This is a genomic window from Burkholderia stagnalis (assembly GCF_039848545.1).
In the GTDB taxonomy this organism is placed as follows: Bacteria; Pseudomonadota; Gammaproteobacteria; order Burkholderiales; family Burkholderiaceae; genus Burkholderia; species Burkholderia stagnalis.
Genome location: NZ_CP156687.1, coordinates 105,074 through 121,890, shown reverse-complemented (window position 1 = coordinate 121,890; position 16,817 = coordinate 105,074). Strand labels below are relative to the sequence as shown.

General features: G+C 68.1%; 11 protein-coding genes. 5 read left to right on the top strand and 6 right to left on the bottom strand.

What is annotated here, in order from left to right:
- Window positions 1-183 precede the first annotated feature (183 nt).
- Window positions 184-1,086 carry a helix-turn-helix transcriptional regulator gene (locus tag ABFO07_RS31370; RefSeq protein WP_060017927.1) on the top strand — a complete coding sequence of 301 codons (903 nt, stop codon included), beginning with the start codon at window positions 184-186 and terminating at the stop codon, window positions 1,084-1,086.
- A gap of 64 nt (window positions 1,087-1,150) precedes the next feature.
- On the opposite strand, the gene ABFO07_RS31365 is transcribed toward ABFO07_RS31370, so the two are convergent.
- From ABFO07_RS31365 to ABFO07_RS31355, 3 genes are all read right to left on the bottom strand, one after another.
- Window positions 1,151-2,356, bottom strand: a complete 1,206-nt coding sequence (locus ABFO07_RS31365; RefSeq protein ID WP_060017926.1) for an alpha/beta fold hydrolase — start codon at window positions 2,354-2,356, stop codon at window positions 1,151-1,153.
- A 213-nt stretch (window positions 2,357-2,569) separates the two neighbouring features.
- Complete coding sequence (locus tag ABFO07_RS31360; protein ID WP_060350832.1) at window positions 2,570-3,394, bottom strand: helix-turn-helix transcriptional regulator; 825 nt, start codon at window positions 3,392-3,394, stop codon at window positions 2,570-2,572.
- A gap of 182 nt (window positions 3,395-3,576) precedes the next feature.
- Entirely contained in the window at window positions 3,577-5,223 is a 1,647-nt protein-coding gene (locus ABFO07_RS31355) for a thioesterase domain-containing protein (protein ID WP_260427141.1), read from the bottom strand.
- Between the two features lie 1,084 nt (window positions 5,224-6,307).
- Here ABFO07_RS31355 and ABFO07_RS31350 point away from each other — a divergent pair.
- Window positions 6,308-8,056 (top strand): cholesterol oxidase substrate-binding domain-containing protein, encoded by a 1,749-nt coding sequence (locus ABFO07_RS31350; protein WP_060017922.1) that lies wholly within the window; start codon window positions 6,308-6,310, stop codon window positions 8,054-8,056.
- Between the two features lie 163 nt (window positions 8,057-8,219).
- On the opposite strand, the gene ABFO07_RS31345 is transcribed toward ABFO07_RS31350, so the two are convergent.
- The 3 genes from ABFO07_RS31345 to ABFO07_RS31335 form a co-directional block, all read right to left on the bottom strand.
- Entirely contained in the window at window positions 8,220-9,245 is a 1,026-nt protein-coding gene (locus ABFO07_RS31345) for a methyltransferase (protein WP_347469869.1), read from the bottom strand.
- A 171-nt stretch (window positions 9,246-9,416) separates the two neighbouring features.
- The gene (locus ABFO07_RS31340; RefSeq protein WP_347469868.1) at window positions 9,417-12,224 is read right to left on the bottom strand and encodes a non-ribosomal peptide synthetase; all 2,808 of its coding nucleotides are present in this window, start codon (window positions 12,222-12,224) and stop codon (window positions 9,417-9,419) included.
- Window positions 12,225-12,908: 684 nt separating this feature from the next.
- Window positions 12,909-13,076, bottom strand: coding sequence for a hypothetical protein (locus ABFO07_RS31335; protein ID WP_155631622.1), 168 nt, complete (start codon window positions 13,074-13,076; stop codon window positions 12,909-12,911).
- A gap of 340 nt (window positions 13,077-13,416) precedes the next feature.
- On the opposite strand from ABFO07_RS31335, the gene rbsK reads away from it, so the two are divergent.
- Genes rbsK through ABFO07_RS31320 form a run of 3 tightly spaced genes read left to right on the top strand, consistent with a single transcriptional unit; the run spans window position 13,417 to window position 16,802 of the window.
- Window positions 13,417-14,343 (top strand): ribokinase, encoded by a 927-nt coding sequence (gene rbsK, locus ABFO07_RS31330; RefSeq protein WP_060017915.1) that lies wholly within the window; start codon window positions 13,417-13,419, stop codon window positions 14,341-14,343.
- 45 nt (window positions 14,344-14,388) lie between these two features.
- On the top strand, window positions 14,389-15,729 hold the full coding sequence (fucP, locus tag ABFO07_RS31325; RefSeq protein WP_060017913.1) for an L-fucose:H+ symporter permease: 1,341 nt from the start codon (window positions 14,389-14,391) through the stop codon (window positions 15,727-15,729).
- A gap of 2 nt (window positions 15,730-15,731) precedes the next feature.
- Window positions 15,732-16,802: an aldose 1-epimerase family protein gene (locus ABFO07_RS31320; protein WP_347469867.1), complete on the top strand. Its 1,071-nt coding sequence runs from the start codon at window positions 15,732-15,734 to the stop codon at window positions 16,800-16,802.
- The last annotated feature ends 15 nt before the right edge of the window (window positions 16,803-16,817 follow it).

Genomic DNA, 16,817 nt, shown 5'->3' with positions numbered 1-16,817 from the left:
CCGCCGCGCGCTGTCTGTCGCAGAAAAGTGGGACAGTCGCCGCGCGCCGGGCCGGATTCGGCGACCTGCGATTCGTCGGTTGTCCCGGCTATCCGTTACAGACGCATGCGCGGCCGGGTGTTTAAATCATGCCGGCCGCCATGCGCGCAAGCGCAGCTTCAACGTCTCATCAGGAATCCTGTCATGGAGTTCAACAGACTGTTCGCACACGTCGGCGAAGCGATCTCGAGCAGCGGAAGCCGACGCTTTCCCCGAATGCTGTACAGCCTGATCTCCGCGGCGGTCCCCGTCGACGAGATCCGCATTTCGGCACTCGCGGCCGACGGCGCGCCGCACGGCGATCTCGAGGTGCGCAGCCTCGGCGCGGTGGGCGCGGCGCTCGCGCAGGCCGGCCCGCCCGCCGCCGCATACGGGCCGCCCATGCCGCCGCGCCCGGACCCGAGCCGCCTGCACGTCGACGACACGCTCGCCGGCCACGGGCCGACCCGCGCGCTGCTCGACCGCTTCTTCCTGGCGCAGGCGGCGATCGTGCCGCTGCGGGGCGCGCAATTCCACCTCGCGACTCGCAAGGGGGGCCACTATTACCTGATCTCGCTGTATCGCGCGAACACGTTCGACGATTTCGCGCCACACGAGCGGACCTTCCTCAAGGAACTGTCGCACGTGCTGTTTCCGATCGTCGAAAGCCACGTCGCGGCGCTCGATGCGGCTCCACCAGCCGCCCGCCCGGCCGCCGCCGCGCCGCCCGCGACGCAATCCGGCCGGGAACGCCTGGCGCGGCGGTTCACCGACCGCCTGCGGCAGGCCGGCGTCAAGCTGTCGACGCGCGAGATCGAGGCATGCACGGCGCTGCTGGCCGGCGACACGGTGCCCGCCATCGCCGGGCGGTTCGCGCTGCGCGAAAGCACCGTCGAGACCTACCTGAAACGGGCGGCCGTCAAGCTCGGCTTCGGCGGGCGTCATGGCCTCACGCGCTGGATGCTCGACGAAACGGCCGGCGCGGAGGCCGCGACCGGATCCGCGAAAGCATGCGGCGGCACGAGCAGCGCACGGCGCGGCTGCGCATCGCCCCGCCTCGGCACCTGAGGCGGCGGCACTTCAAGCGCGAGCACCTGAACGCGCGCGCCACGCAGCGCGACGCGCGTCATGCTCATGCGTGGCGCGCCAGGAACTGCAGCGCGCGCTGCGCCGAGGCGGGCGACGCGCGAAACAGCTTCGGATGGCTGCCGCCGGCCTCCACTTCGAGCCGCGCGCCGGCAATCCGGCCGGCGACGAACACCGAGCCGCCGCAACCGGTGACGTCGTCGTCGTCGCCCGCGACGACGAGCGTGGGCAAATCCACGCGCGGCAGCAACTGGAGCACGTCGGCCTTGTTGAGCGCGTCGCTCAGCTTCGCATAGCGATACATCAGCTCCGCGTTCGCATACGGATAGAGCGCCGCATGCGCGATCTCGCCGGGCACGGTGACGAGCGTCGACGGATCGGCGCACATGCGCTGCAGATCGCGCGCGGCATCGCGCCCTTGCGCCGCGGTTTCCATCAGCCATGCGTAGTTCAACTGATGCCGGGTGCGCAGCGATTCGTCCGGCAGGTTGTAATCGCCGTACCACAGGCTCAGCGACGCGGCCCGATCGGGCCGCGCGACCGCCGCCTGCAACGCGACGACGGCGCCGCCGCAGAGGCCCATCAGGTGCGCGCGGCGGGCCTCGAAGCGGTCCATCACCGCGAACAGATCGTCGACCTGCGCGTCGATGCCGGTGCGGGCCGTGTCGAATGCGTCGCACGCGCCGAACAGCGCGCGCGTCTCCCAGGTCAGCACGAAGTGGCGCTCGGCCAGCGCGTCGAGCCAGGGCCGGCACAGGTCGAGCGGCATGCCGCACGGCAGCGCGATCACCACCGCCGGCCGGTCGGGCCGCCCGCTCGCATATGCGGACAGCGACACGCCTGCTTCGCGCAGGATCCGCACCCGTTCGATGCCCGCGCCGAGCGCGTCGAAATCGAAGTGTTCCGCCGCGCGCTGCGCGCTCACCATGCGTGCCGGCGACTCGAACCCGTCGTAGCGATAGTCGAACGCCGCGCTGATGCGCCGGCTCATCAACAGTTCGAACGACGACAGCCGCGCCGCGCCGTCCGGTTCGAACCGCACGTCGTGCGCGCCGAGGCGGGCCAGCGCGCTCGCGACGAACCGCTGCGCATCGCCCGTGCCGGGCGCCGGCCGATCGGATGCGTCGGCGAACAGGCACAGACGGATCGGCGCCGGCAGGCGCGCGGCCAGGTGCCGAAACGCGCGGATCGTGTGAAGCACGCGCAAGTCGAGGGTCGATTCGTCCAACACGGCAGCGGTCGATTCGTGCATGAAGCGGTTCCAGGCGAGCGGTGACGGGAGGTGAACGGCCGCGGCCCGCCGCGCGGAAAGCAGGCGGGAGCAGCCGGCGTGCCGGGCGATTCGCCCGGAACGTGGATTGAAGCACCCGTGCGACGGAATGTCTGCAACGGAAAGCCGGGACATGGGCGGCGATCCGGCTTCGTCGATGCAGCCGCCCCCAACGTCACCACGCATCACCACGCGTCACGCCGCCGACGCGCACGGCACGCAATCGTCGATCATCCATTTCGTGAGCCCGTGCCGGCCGCTGATGCCGAGCTTCACCGCGGCGCGCTTGATGTACGTCTCGATCGTGCTTTCCTTGACGCCGAGCTCGCCGGCCAGTTCGCGCAGCATCTTGCCCGCGAGCAGGCCGAGGCACACTTCGCTTTCGCGCGCCGAGAGGACGACCGCCGCGCGCGCGAGCCGCGATTCGAACTCATGGCGCAGCGCCTCGACGCCGGGCACGCCCTCCGCCGCCCGGCGCGGCGCCGCGCCTTCGAGCCCGTCGTGCCGGCGCGTCGACGCATGCCACTCGACGAGCGGCAGCAGCGTATCGGCGAAATTCTTCAGGAACGACATCTCCTGCAACGAGAAGTCGCGATGCGACGCCGTGCGATGCAGCGAGATCACGTAGCGGCGATTCGCCTTGCGCGACACGAGATGGCACTGGAAGCCCGCGCGCGGCGGCGGCGCCTCGCCGCCGTTGCCGCGCCGCATCAGCGGATCGACATGAATGAGCTGCCGGTCGCAGGCGGCCACGATCCGCTTGTGCAGCGGATGCGCGGCCGGTTCCCGCCCGACGTGCCCGGCGGGCGCGCCGCCGCGCCCGTCGTCGCGCGGCGCGCCGAACGTGCCGAGCGATTCCACGTGGACGACTTCGCCCGCCGGCTCGTCGAGCGTCCATTCAGTCATCCTGGTGATCGCGAGCGGAACCGATTCGACCAGCAATGCATGCATGTCGGATGCGAACCGCTCGCTGCCGGCGCTCGAAATCACCTTCCCGAGCTTCGCGAAGATCGCGACCATCTGACTCTCCTTGTTGTGCGTGCTTGAGGACAGCGGCGCAACGCCGACGCCGGCGCTTGCGCGGCGTGCGCTTCGTCATGCGTCGTCACGCTTCGTTGCGCCGGTTGGCGCCGCGGCGCGCCGCCGCCCGCGCGCGCCGAGGCGTTCGGCTCACGCGCGAAGGCGGCGCGCCGTTTCCCTGTTCAGTTCGATGCGAGATCGCGCGCGGGCGTGGGGGCGGCGGCCATGCCGCTGTCGCCGCGCACCCGCTGCTGCCACCATTGCGCGAAGTGCTCGACGTGCGGTGGCCGGATCATCGTGTAGTGATTGCCGGGGCAGCGCCACAGCGCGATGCGCGGCGCGAAGCGCCGCCAGCCGGCCAGCACGTCGTCGGGCGCGAGACGGTGCTCCGCGCCGTCGAAGTCGGCCGCGAGCACGAGCGTCACGTCCCCCGCATACACGGCGGCCGGATCGTAGCCGGTGCGCAGGGCAGTTCCGTACGCGCGCACGATGCCTTGCAGGTCGCGCGGCCCGGACGCGCCGCGAATGATGCGAGCGTCGACCATGCCGCGATGAAGCATCGCCCATTGCCCGGCCCGGTCCGCGCGCAACAGCGCGTCGTGCGCGATGCCGAGCGGGCGGCCGGTGGCCGTTTCGAGCGCGCGGACGAGGTTCCACACGACGCTCGTGAACGTGTATTGACGCCCCAGCCGGCCCCCCGACGCCGGCGCCTCGGTGTCGACGATCGTCAGCGACGCGGGCGGCCGGCCGCTCGCCTGCAGCCGGCACGCGAGCGCCATCGCGACCCAGCCGCCGAACGAATGGCCGATCAGGTGCACGGGCTCGCGCGCGTCGGCCGCCAGCCGCTCGACGACGGGCAGATACGCGGCTGCCGCCGCGGCGACGCTCGCATGCGGCACGAGCACGCCGTCGAGGCCGCGCGGCTGCAGGCCGTGAATCGGCCAGGCCGGGTCCACCTCGATCGAGAACGGCAGGAACGTCGCGACGTTGTCGCCCGCGCCCGGAATCACCACGATCGGCCCGCGTCCCGGCGCGCCGCGTTGAATCGGCAGGTGCGGTTGATAGTGGCGCTCCGGCGCGTGCCGCACGCGGTCGGTGGCGGTGCTGTCCGCCGCCCGGCGCGCGTCCCGCAGCGCATGCGCGATCGCGTCGGCAAGCGCCTGCGCGACGGCGCCCGGCGCGTCATGCCGCGTTGGGGCGTCGATGCAATGAAGCCTGCCGTTCGGGAGCCGCGCCAACCAGCCTGCCGCGGCTTCCGACGGCGCTGCGGCGGCCGTGCCCGCGCTGCGCAGCTCGAACACATGAACCGGGATCGACAGCGAAAACGGCTCGTAATGGGCGAACGCGTGATCGAGCGCCGATTCGGCCCATCCCGGATCGCCTGCATGGCCGCTGCCGCGGTGCGCGATCGACTCGGCGAGCCGTGCGTCCACGTTGGCCGCCGGCAGCGGTGCGCCCGCGATGCCGAGAAACTCGACCGTCTCGTCCCGCCCGATCAGCTGGGTGGCCACCTCGTACGCGAGCAGGCCGCCGGACGACCAGCCCGCAAGCCGGTACGGCCCGCGCGGCTGGCGTGCGACGATCTGCTCGAGCAGGCGCGCGGCGAGCCATTCGACGGTCGGCGGCGGTTCGTCCGGCGCGTCCGCGTCCAGTTCGCGCACGCGCCAGCCCGCGCCGAGTTGCTCGGCCACGCGCCGCGCGCCATCGGGCAAGCGTTCATGGCCCGCGATCCAGAAGACGCCGTGCGCCTGCGATTGATCTTCAGGCGCGGCGAGCGCGGCCTCGTCACCGACGATCGAGCATTCCGATGACAAGCGTGAAACAGACACGATGTTTCCTCCGTATTGATCGGCGCCATGCGGCCGGCGTCGCGGTGATTGAGATGGTTGCTGGCGTTACTCGCGTTACTGGCGTTACTGGCGAACCCTGCAAGCTGAAGCTGAAACGTCGGTTTAAGTCATGGAGCGCGGCTGAATGAAAGCGCGAAGAATCGCAACCAGAAACGAAACGATTCACGCCATTGAATTTGATACATGAATACCCCAGCCGCGTATGATAGCGATGATTGAAAATATTTGCATTTAACTGGACATTTATTTTCAAACGACGCCGCCCATCGAACGGAAATCGATCGATCCGCCAGTTTGCGCCGGATATATTCGCTCTTATTTACCACGAAATTTTGTAATAATTATCCGCGCGCTGCATGCTAGAGACTTTCGTCTGCAAAACGCCATTCGACGGAAGAATTGGCGGATTTCACCAAGGCTTCCCCGTTCATCGGCCTGGCTTCGGCCTCGGGCATGGTGTTCCGGACAATTAATTGTTTCGATTTTCTCAACGATCGATTCAACCTGCGCGACGGCGCGGCATAATTCCTGCCGTCATCCCTGCGGCCCCGCCGCCGATTACACTTCCGGGCAATAAAAATATCCCTGAACAACACGCCCGGCGCCACCCGATACGGACGTTGCAAAATATCCACAAATAACGAAATTGCCACCCGTCACAAAATAGCCATGCCAAAACGCACGTTATTTATCCATTCCATCGCTTGCCACCCGTCAGACAAGTTGCTACCCTTCCCGGCGAAATAAAAGGCAAATCGTCAACCGATTCCGAATTGCGACCGGGTTTATTTAAAAAAACGAAACATGGGGAATAAATACTCACATGCGATTATTTTTTACCGATCGTCGCGGCTAGCGCTTCGTCGCACGATATCCGGTCGAATCTCCATACCCTGCCCATGACGATGCGCGGCCGCGCATTGCCGAACGCAGCGCCTTTTCAACCCTGGCCCGCCAAGGTTTCATCCCGCGTCGCTCCTGCTCGACTTGCCGCATCCCGGCACCGACGCGTCATTTGTCGTCTTTCCGATCGTCATAACAATTCCGAAAACTGGAGCACACCATGAGTCACGACTTCCGAGACGAACCCGCGCCGCGTCGCGCCTTCCTCGCCGACATGGCGAAGCTCGCGGCGGCAGGCGTCGTCACCGGCTGGACGCCGCTCTACCAGATCGCGGCAAACGCGCGGACGGCCGGCGCGACGCCGCCCGGCTTCCCGGCCGACATCCCGCTTTACAAGCAGGCGTTCCAGAACTGGAGCGGCGAGATCGCCGTGCAGGACGTATGGACCGCCGCGCCGCGCTCCGCCGACGACGTCGTCGCGGCAGTCAACTGGGCGCGCGCGAACGGCTACCGGATACGCCCGCGCGGCTACATGCACAACTGGTCGCCGCTGACGCTGGACCCAGGCGCCGGCGCCGCGAACCTCGTGCTGCTCGATACGACGAAGTCGCTGACTGCCGTCTCCGTCGACACGTCGGCACGCCCGGCGCGCGTCACCGCGCAAACGGGCGTCTCGCTGGAGTCGCTGCTCGCGACACTCGAGCAGTACGGTCTCGGCGTGATTGCCGCGCCGGCGCCGGGCGGCATCACGCTCGGCGGCGCGCTCGCGATCGATGCGCACGGCACCGCCGTACCGGCGACCGGTGAAACCCTGCAACCGGGCCACACCTACGGCTCGCTGAGCAACCTCGTGGTCGCGCTGACCGCGGTCGTGTTCGATTCGGCCCGGCAGCAATACGTGCTGCACCGGTTCGAGCGCAGCGATCCCGAGATCGGCGCGTTCCTCGCGCACATCGGGCGGGCGTTCGTCGTCGAGGTCACGCTGACGGCAGGCCCGAACCAGCGGCTGCGCTGCCAGAGCTTCGTCGACATTCCGTCCTCCGAACTGTTTGCGCCGGCCGGCACGCCGGGCCGCACGATCGCGTCGTTTCTCGATCGCTCGGGCCGGATGGAAGCGATCTGGTTCCCGTTCACGACCAACCCGTGGCTCAAGGTCTGGACGCCGACGCCCAGCAAACCGTTCCTGTCGCGCGCCGTCACGCAGCCGTACAACTATCCGTTCTCCGATTCGATCCCGCAGTCCCTCTCGGATCTCGTCAAACGGATCGTGGTCGGCGGCGAAGGCAAATTGACGCCGCTGTTCGGCCAGACGCAGCTGGCGATCACCACCGCCGGTCTCGCGCTCACGCTCAGCGGGGACATCTGGGGCTGGTCGCGCAGCGTGCTGCAGTACATTCGGCCGACGACGCTGCGCGTCACCGCGAACGGCTACGCGATACTGGCACGGCGCGCCGACGTGCAGCGCGTGATCAGCGAATTCGTGCAGTTCTATCAGAACCGCATCGACGCATACACGGCGCGCGGCGAGTATCCGATCAACGGTCCCGTCGAGATCCGTGTCACCGGTCTCGACAAGCCGGCCGATGCCGGCGCCGGCGCGGCCGTTCCCGCGCTGTCCGCGCTCAAGCCGCGCCCCGACCATCCGGAGTGGGACATCGCCGTGTGGTTCGACATCCTGACGTTACCGGGCACGCCGGGCGCCGATCGCTTCTATCGCGAGATCGAGCAATGGATGCTCGCGAACTACACCGGCTCGTATGCGACGCTGCGCCCCGAATGGTCGAAGGGTTGGGGCTATACGGACACGGCCGCGTGGCAGGACGGCACGATGCTCGCCACGACGATCCCGAACCTGCATCGTGAAGGCCAGCCGCCGTCGAGCACCTGGGATGCGGCGCGCGCGACCCTCGAACGCTACGACCCGCACCGGATCTTCCGGTCGCCGCTGCTCGATCGGCTGATGCCGTAACGGCCACTGCGGATGCCGGCGCTGCGCGCTGCCGTGCGCGCTGCGCCGGGGCTGGAACAGTCGGCTGACGATGAAACCGCGCGCTGTCGGACGTGCTCGCGAAGCGCGCGCGAGCGGCGAGCGCGGCCGACTGCTCGAACCGCCCGCGCCGCTCGCCGCGCCGTCACGGCTTGATGCCCTCGATCACGCTATGCGCGCCTTGCGTCGGATAAACGGCCGTCATCGACAGCCCCGCCGCCGCATAGAGCCGCCCGTACCCTTCGGCCGTGCGCCCATGCCCGCCGGAACTCATGATCAGCATTTCGAGATCGTGCAGCTTCGCGAAATGCGGCTCGCCCGGCGGCGTGAGCACCGCCTCGACGAGCAGGAGCTTGCCGCCCGGGCGCATCGCTTCCGCGCAGTTCGTCATGATCCGCGTCGCCTGCTCGTCGTCCCAGTCGCAGATCACGTGCTTCATCACGAAGACGTCGCCGTGCACGTCGATCGATTTGCTCGCGTCGCCCGCGACGACCTTCACCCGCCCGGTCAGCCCGTGCTTCGCCAAAAGCTGCCGCGCGCCTTCGCACGCGTGCGGCAGCTCGAAGAGCACACCGCTCGCCTGCGGGTTCGCGAGCAGCAGCGTCGCAAGCAGGAAGCCGTGGCCGCCACCCACATCGACGATCGTGCGTGCTTGCGAAAAATCATAGGCCTGTGCCACCGCCGGCGCTTCCAGTTCGCTGACGCTCGTCATCGCGTCGTTGACGATCGCCGCCATCTCCGGATGCGCATCGATGTACGCGAAGCCCGGCCCGCCCACGACATGCTCGAACGCGCTGCGTCCGGTCTTGACGCTGTACATCAGCTGCCCCCATGCCCGCCATCCCGCATCCATCCCCGCGAGCCGCACGAAGCCGCGCATCGAGCCCGGCGCGTCGCGCCGCAGCGTGTCGCCGAGCGGGCTGTTGCGAAACCGCCGGCCCTCCTCCTCGACGAACACGCCGAGGCTGCCAAGCGCGCGCAGCACGCGGTAAAGCGCCTCGGGGTGGGTGTCCGTCGCGGCGGCCAGCTCGTCCGCCGTCCGTTCCCGCTCCGCCAGCAGGTCTGCAATGCCGAGCTCGGCGACGACATAGAGCGCCTGCGCGTGCCACTTGCCGGTGACCATCTGCAGTATCGCGAGATGCGGCGGCTGTCCCGTCTGCACTTCCGTCATCAGATTGCTCCTTTCGATCGATCGAAATACGAATGCGTAAGAATGCGTATGAATGCGGCCCGCCGCCGCGCGAGCGGTACGGTCAGTCCGCGATCGGCTTGATCAGCGCGCTTCGTCGACAGACACCGCCATGCGCCTCTGCTCCTGGTTCATCGTGATGCCGGACATCGGTCATTTGCCGCCGAGCGCGCGATCGAGCTCGGCCCGCAGCACCGCCTGGAACGTCGCGACGTGCGCGGGCCCCATCAGCGTGTAGTGCTCGCCCGCCACGTCGATGTAGCGATTCGGCGCGCGCGTGAACTCGTCCCAGCGGCGCAGTTGGTCGTTCAGCCAGTCGCCCTTCGTGCCGCGCAGCGGGATCGCGTAGAAGATCGACATCGCCTGCACGCTGCCCGACGGCACGTACGAACGCCCGAGCGTCAGCAGCGATTGCGCGAGCCCCGCCCATGCGCGGAATTTCGGCAGATCGAGGTCGAGCTCGGCGAGCCGCCCGGGCGGCGCGTGGTCGATCAGGTACGCGAGCGGGTCCTGCTCCGGCATCGCGGCGCGCAACTGCGGCGGCAGCGTCAGCGACTGCTGCTTGTCGATCAGCGACAGGAAGAACGCGAGGTTGACCGCGCCTTCCACCTCGTCGAGCTCGTCCATCCGGTACTTGATGTGCGGCGGCAGATTGAAGCTGCCGACGAAATCCACGCGCTCGCCCTGCGATTCGAGCACCTTCGCGATCTCGAACGCGACCGCGCCGCCGTACGAATAGCCGGCCACCGCGTACGGCCCGTGCGGCTGCCGCTTGCGGATCGCGTCGACATACGTGCTCACCATCTCGTCGAAGCGGGAGAAATACGTCTCCCCTTCGTTGAAGCCGCGCGCGCGCAGCGCATAGAACGGGCGCTCGTTGACGAAATACTTCGCGAGATTGACGAACACGAGCACCTCGCCGACGCCGGGGTGCACGCAGAAGAGCGGCGTCTTGCCGCCCGTGAGCTGCAGCGGCACGACGGGGTCGTAATCGCCCGCCGTCACGCGCTCGCCCGGCGCGAGGCGCGCGGCCAGCGCGCGCACGGTCGGATTCTGGAGAATCGTCACGATCGGCAGGTCGACGACGCCGAGCCGCTGCTCGACGTGGCGCTTGAGCTTCAGGATGTCGAGCGACGTGCCGCCGAGATCGAAGAAGCTCGCGGTGGCGCTGATCGCGTCGGGCGCGACCTGGAACATCTCCGCGAAGATCGCGGCGACCGCGGCCTCGGTGTCGCCCTCGGGCGCGGCGTAGCCGCCCATCTGCCGGTTCGCGAGATCGGCGGCCAGCGCCTTGCGGCCGTCGTAGCCGCCCGCTTCGAGCCGCTTGCGCATGATCGTGCGCTGGGTCTTGCCGAGGCTCGTCTTCGGAAACGCGTCTTCCGGCAACGGCAGGATCAACGCGGGCCGGAAGCCCCACAGCAGGATCGTGCTGTTGCGGATCGCGACGATGACGCGATACAGCGCGTCGTCGTCGTCGAGCGGGAACGACGGCGTGAACGTCACGACGAGCTGCTCGGATTCGTCGCCGGTGCCGCGCGTCGGAAATGCCGCGACGAACGAGCGCTTGATGCCGTCGAGCGCTTCGAGCGTCGTCTCCAGCTCGTGGCTGAAGTAGTTGACGCCGTTGACGATGATGCTGTCCTTGCTGCGGCCGACGAGCCACAGCCGGCCGCGCTCGATGCGCCCGAGATCGCCCGTGCGGAACCAGCCGTCGCTCGTGAACGCCGCACGCGTCGCCTCGGCGTTGTTGTAATAGCGCTCGAAGATCATCGGGCCGCGCACCTGGAACTCGCCCGCTTCGCCGTCCGGCAGCACGTTGTTGCGGTCGTCCGCGATGCGCATCTGCAGCCCGGCCACCGGCAGGCCGAGCGACGCGAACTCGCGGCCCGCGTCGCCGTGCGGAAATTCGCGCGAATACACGGAGCCCGCGCACGTCTCGGTCATCCCGAACGCGGGCCACAGCGCGTCGCGCGCGAGGCCGCACGGCGCAAGAAGATCGAGGAAGCGCTGCCCGGTCGCGACGACGATCGCCTCGCCGCCCGACACCGCGTGCCGCAGCGACGAGAGATCCACCGAGCGGCGCCACGCCGCGAGCGCCTCGTCGCCCATCGCTTCGAGCGCGGCGTTCAGTTGCCCGAACAGGAAGTTCGGCGAGAAGGTCATCGTGACGCGATAGCGGCTGATGAGCCGCAAGAAGCGCAGCGGATCGGTCAGGATCGCCGCGGATTCGACATGGAGCTGCACGGCGCCGACGTAGAGCGGCAGCAGGTGGGCTTCGAGCAGCGCCGCGACGTGATCGAACGAGATCCAGTTGAGCGTGACGTCCGCGCCGGCGAGCTGCTGCGTGTCGTTCTTGCCCGCCATCGACGCGAGCAGGTTGCCGTGCGTGAGCACGACCGCCTTGGCGTTGCCGGTGGAGCCCGACGTGAGCACGAACACGGCCGGGTCGGACGGTTGCGCGGCATGAACCGATTCGTCGGGCGCGCCGGCGCGCAGCGCGTTCAGGTTGACGGCGAATGCGCCGCCCGGCAGATCGCTCTTCAGCGCTTCGGTGGTGACGAGCAGCGGATGGTCGAGCAGCGTGTCGACGTGCGCAAGATGCTTCGCCCAACGCTGCGGATCGTTGCGGATCGGCACGAGCGGACACGGCACGAATCCGCCGAGCGCGCACGCCCAGAATGCCGGGATGAAATCGTTCGCGTGCTCGAGCAGCAGCGCGACCTTCATGCCGGATCGGTAGCCGCGCGAGCGCAGGCCGCCCAGGATGCGGCGCGCCTCGTCGAGCAGCTCGGGATACGTGACGAAAGCGCCCTTTTCCTCGGATGCCGCGGCGATGAAACGCACGCCCGTATGCGGATGCAGCCGCGCGGCCCGCAACAGCAGGTCGACGATGTTGCGCGGCGGCGCGGCGTGCGGTTCGCGTTCGGAAACGCGCGGCAAATCGAGAGTGGATGTCGTCATGGTGCAGGTTCTCCATGCTGGTGGTGCAAGGGGTGAACGAACGTCCGGGCGCGTCCGCGCGGATGCGTCGATTGACGATTGCGGGTGAATCCCTACCTGACTCGCCGCCGATCCTCGCGAAGGCGGACCGGCAGCCGATTGACACTCGACTGCGTGAGACGAACCGGCGGCTTGCCCGGTAAATAGCGGAATTGTTCGATCGAATCCCGACAACGGGCGCCGATGCGATTCGAAATGCTGCAATTCATTCCGAATCGCGCACGGCGATGAACTGGATTTCGAAATAATCTGCCGGATTCACGGATTAAAAACACCGAATGACTCGATTGTTTTCCGTGCATCAATGATCGGCGCGATTTATCGCGCTGCGTGCAAACGGTTTGATTTCGGCGACCGACAGCGCGCCGCACGGAAATCGCCCGGGCAACAGCGTACCCGCGCCAGCGGCCTGCCGGCACCGGTTCGAGCGACAAGCATTTAAACGGAACGCAGTCTACGACAAAACGCGTGAAGTTTGAACGCGATTTTCATGAATTAATTCAAACAAAAGCACGGAACTTTTATTGAATACATTTATATTCAAATCAATTAATCCAGCCATTCAAGCCATAGAAATTATGCGATTTAATTTGGCGACTGATATCTCGATCTAATGATATATGGGGGTATCAACAAGGTTTGCGATTATGGGCTGCAGCGCGGCTGAGACGCGAAGTCGTAGCGCTGCAGGACCGCGACGCCTGCGGCCGCCACGTCGATACCGATGCCGATGCCGCTCAGCCGGTGCTCGAGCACCGACACCGCGCCGGCCGAATGCGGCACCGCGCGGATCGCCTGCCGAACGGCCAGCATCTGGCGGTCGCCGGCGCTGGCCGCCGCGCGGGCCCAGCCGCCTCACCCGAACAACCGCCAACCGAGCGCAAACATGCCGCCTCGCGAGGATCAGGTGTCTCCCGGCCCGGCCTTTCCGGCGTCAGCCCGCCATGGCCAGCCGGCAAGCCTGCACCGGCGGACGCTTGTCCTTCCGTTCGATCCCCGGCAGGTCGTTCGCCACCCACACGTTGCACCCCGCAAACGTGACCCACATCACATATGAAGATTGTTATTTCACATTTTGTGTGAATTTATTATCATGCGTTGGCGGCGCCCCCGTTCGTGCGTCCGCCCCCCATCATTCCAAGGAAAACGACGCATGGCGACAATCGCGGTCATCGGCAGCAACATGGTCGACCTGGTGACCTACGTCACCCGCATGCCCGCCCGCGGCGAAACGCTCGAGGCGCCGAACTTCGAACTCGGCTGCGGCGGCAAGGGCGCTAACCAGGCCGTCGCGGCCGCCCGCCTCGGCGCGCGGGTCGTGATGGTGACGAAGGTCGGCGACGACGTGTTCGCCGACAACACGATCCGCAACTTCGAACGCGCCGGCATCGACACCGAACACGTGCGCAAGGTGCCCGGCGTGCCCAGCGGCGTCGCGCCGATCTTCGTCGAGCCCGATTCGAGCAACAGCATCCTGATCGTCAAGGGCGCGAACCGCCATCTGCGGCCCGCCGACATCGACGCGGCCGCGCCGACGCTGCGCACCTGCGGGCTGATCGTGCTGCAGCTCGAAATCGAGCTCGACACCGTCTATCACGCGATCGCGTTCGGCGCGCGGCACGGCATTCCGGTGCTGCTGAACCCCGCGCCGGCGGTGGCCAACCTCGACTTCGAGCGGATCCGCACCGTCGAATTCTTCGTGCCGAACGAAACCGAGCTCGCGATCGTGTCCGGCATGCCGGTCGATTCGCCCGACGCCGCCGCGCACGCGGCCGCATCGCTCGTCGCGCGCGGCCTCAAGCAGGTGATCGTCACCCTCGGCGCGCAGGGCTCGCTGCTCGTGTCGCGCGACGGCGTGCGGCACGTGCCGGGCGTGCCGGTCGACGCGCGCGACACCACCGGCGCGGGCGACGCGTACATCGGCTGCTTCGCGCGCTACTACGTCGCCACGCGCGACGCCGCCGCCGCGATGCGCCATGCGTCCGCGTACGCCGCGCATTCGGTGACGGGCCTCGGCACGCAGAAATCGTATGCGGACGCCGCGACCTTCGAGCGCTTCATCCGCGACGCCGGCCTCTGAACGCCGCGCGCCCCATCGACGAGACAACCCGGGAAGGAGACACCCATGAGCCGAGCCAGGATCGAACACGCGCCCGACGGCTACTACCTGAACCGCACGCCCCTGTTCGCGTTCACGCTGCTGTGCTGCCTGTTCGCGCTGTGGGGCACCGCGGCGAACCTCAACGACGTGCTGATCGCCCAGTTCAAGAAATCGTTCTTCCTGTCCGACTTCGAATCGGCGTTCGTGCAGTCCGCGTTCTACCTCGGCTACTTCTTCGTCGCGATTCCCGCGGCGACCGTCGTGAAGAAGTTCAGCTACAAGACGACGATCCTGGCCGGCCTGCTGCTCTATACCGTCGGCTGCCTGCTGTTCTTCCCGGCCGCGTCGATGGCGAAATACGGGATGTTCCTCGTCGCGCTGTTCGTGATCGCGGCCGGGCTGTCGTTCCTCGAGACGGCGTCGAATTCCTACTCGACGCTGATGGGCCCGCGCGAGACGGGCACGCGCCGGCTCAACATCTCGCAGACGTTCTACCCGTTCGGCGCGATGGCCGGCGTCTACATGGGCAGCTTCCTGATCTTCAAGGAAGGCGACGCGTCGCACGCGCAGCTCGCGGCGATGTCGGCGGCCGACGCGCGCGTGCACCAGCTCGCGATGATCCAGGCGACGCTCGAGCCATACAAATGGCTGATCGTGGTGCTCGCGGCCGTGTTCGTCGTGTTCGCGCTGACGCCGTATCCGGCCTGCAAGGGCAACGGCGCGAGCGCCGCGGCCCACCGGATCGACGCGCGCGGCACGCTCGCGCGCCTGTTCGGCAACCGCCGCTTCGTGGCCGGCGTGCTCGCGCAGTTCCTGTACGTCGGCGCGCAGGTCGGCGTGTGGAGCTTCACGATCCGGCTCGCGATGCAGATCGGCGGCCTCACCGAGCGCGGCGCGTCGCGCTACCTGCTCGCGACGTTCTTCGCGTTCTTCGTCGGCAAGCTGATCGCGACGCTCGTGATGAAGCGCGTCGGCCCGGCCAAGGTGCTGATCGCGTACGGCCTGCTGTGCATCGCGCTGCTCGCTTACACGATCGGCGTGCACGACATCACCGCCGTCTACGCGGCGGTGGGCGTCAGCATCTTCCTCGGCCCGTGCTGGCCGACGATCTACGGGCTCACGATCGACGGCCTCGGCAAGGACACCGAATACGGCGGCTCGATCCTCGTGATGAGCATCGTCGGCGGCGCGGTCGTGCCGCTGATCCAGGGGCTGATCTCGGACCACACCGGCGGCAACATGCAGCTCGCGTTCGTGGTGCCGCTCGCGTGCTTCGTCGTAATCGTCGGCTACGGCTTCCTGTGCCTGCGGCACGCGCCGGCCGCGGCGGAGGCGCGCTACGCCCGCAACACCACGGGAGCCTGAGCATGCAAGGCGAAATCGAACTGCGGCGCGACGACTTCCGCGACACGCCGCGCACGCTGTACCGCACCGACGGCTTCACGGTGACGGCGTTCGCGTATCCGTCCGGCGTCGAGGCGCTGAAGCTCGAGAACCGCCGCGGCCATATCGTCGTGCTGCCGTATCTCGGCCAGATGATCTGGGCCGCCGCGTTCGACGGCCGCGACCTGACGATGAAGCACATGTTCCGGCAGCCGAAGCGCGCAACGTCGATCCTCGACACGTACGGCTGCTTCATGTTCCACAGCGGCCTGCTGCGCAACGGCTGCCCGGGGCCCGGCGACACGCACGCGCTGCACGGCGAGATGCCGTGCGCGCCGATGGATCGCGCGAGCGTGATCGTCGGCGCGGACGCGAACGGCGCGTTCGTCGAGGTGACGGGCGAGTACGAGTACGTGCAGGGGTTCGGCAGCCACTATGTCGCGCGGCCGTCGGTGCGGCTCGCGGAGCACGCCGCGCAGATGACGATCCGCATGGCGGTCACCAACCTCGGCGGCACGCCGATGGACCTGATGTACATGGCGCACCTGAACTACGCGTACGTGCCGGGCGCGCGCTTCGTGCAGGCGCTGCCACGCGGCGGCCTGCGCCTGCGCGACAGCGTGCCCGCGCACGTCAAGCCGACCGCCGCGTGGCGCGACTATACGGCGGCGCTCGCCCGCGCGCCCGAACGGTTCGACGCGCTCGATACGCCCGAGCTGTACGACCCGGAGATCGTGTTCTTCATGCGGGAGGCCGGCACCGACGCGAACGGCGTCGCGCATTTCCTGCTCGCGCATCCGGATGGCGGCGCGTTCCACACCGCGTATCGCCCCGAGCAGTTTCCGCACGCGGCCCGCTGGATCCTGCACAACGCGGACCAGCAGGTCGCCGCGTTCGTGCTGCCGTCGACCTGCGAACCGGAGGGCTACGAGGCGGAGCGCCGCAAGGGCCACGTCGCCCGGCTCGCGCCGGCCGGCACCCGCCGCTTCGAGGTCGTCACGGGCTACCTGAGCGCCGCCGAGGCGCGCGACCGGACGGCCGCGCCGCATGCGTAAACACGCGCGCCGGGC

Bases quoted from the DNA above. Each gene is read 5' to 3' on its own strand.
- ABFO07_RS31370 (WP_060017927.1), top strand. From the start codon at position 184: ATGGAGTTCAACAGACTGTTCGCACACGTCGGCGAAGCGATCTCGAGC.
- ABFO07_RS31365 (WP_060017926.1), bottom strand. From the start codon at position 2,356: ATGCACGAATCGACCGCTGCCGTGTTGGACGAATCGACCCTCGACTTG.
- ABFO07_RS31360 (WP_060350832.1), bottom strand. From the start codon at position 3,394: ATGGTCGCGATCTTCGCGAAGCTCGGGAAGGTGATTTCGAGCGCCGGC.
- ABFO07_RS31350 (WP_060017922.1), top strand. From the start codon at position 6,308: ATGAGTCACGACTTCCGAGACGAACCCGCGCCGCGTCGCGCCTTCCTC.
- ABFO07_RS31345 (WP_347469869.1), bottom strand. From the start codon at position 9,245: ATGACGGAAGTGCAGACGGGACAGCCGCCGCATCTCGCGATACTGCAG.
- ABFO07_RS31340 (WP_347469868.1), bottom strand. From the start codon at position 12,224: ATGACGACATCCACTCTCGATTTGCCGCGCGTTTCCGAACGCGAACCG.
- ABFO07_RS31335 (WP_155631622.1), bottom strand. From the start codon at position 13,076: ATGCTGGCCGTTCGGCAGGCGATCCGCGCGGTGCCGCATTCGGCCGGC.
- rbsK (WP_060017915.1), top strand. From the start codon at position 13,417: ATGGCGACAATCGCGGTCATCGGCAGCAACATGGTCGACCTGGTGACC.
- fucP (WP_060017913.1), top strand. From the start codon at position 14,389: ATGAGCCGAGCCAGGATCGAACACGCGCCCGACGGCTACTACCTGAAC.
- ABFO07_RS31320 (WP_347469867.1), top strand. From the start codon at position 15,732: ATGCAAGGCGAAATCGAACTGCGGCGCGACGACTTCCGCGACACGCCG.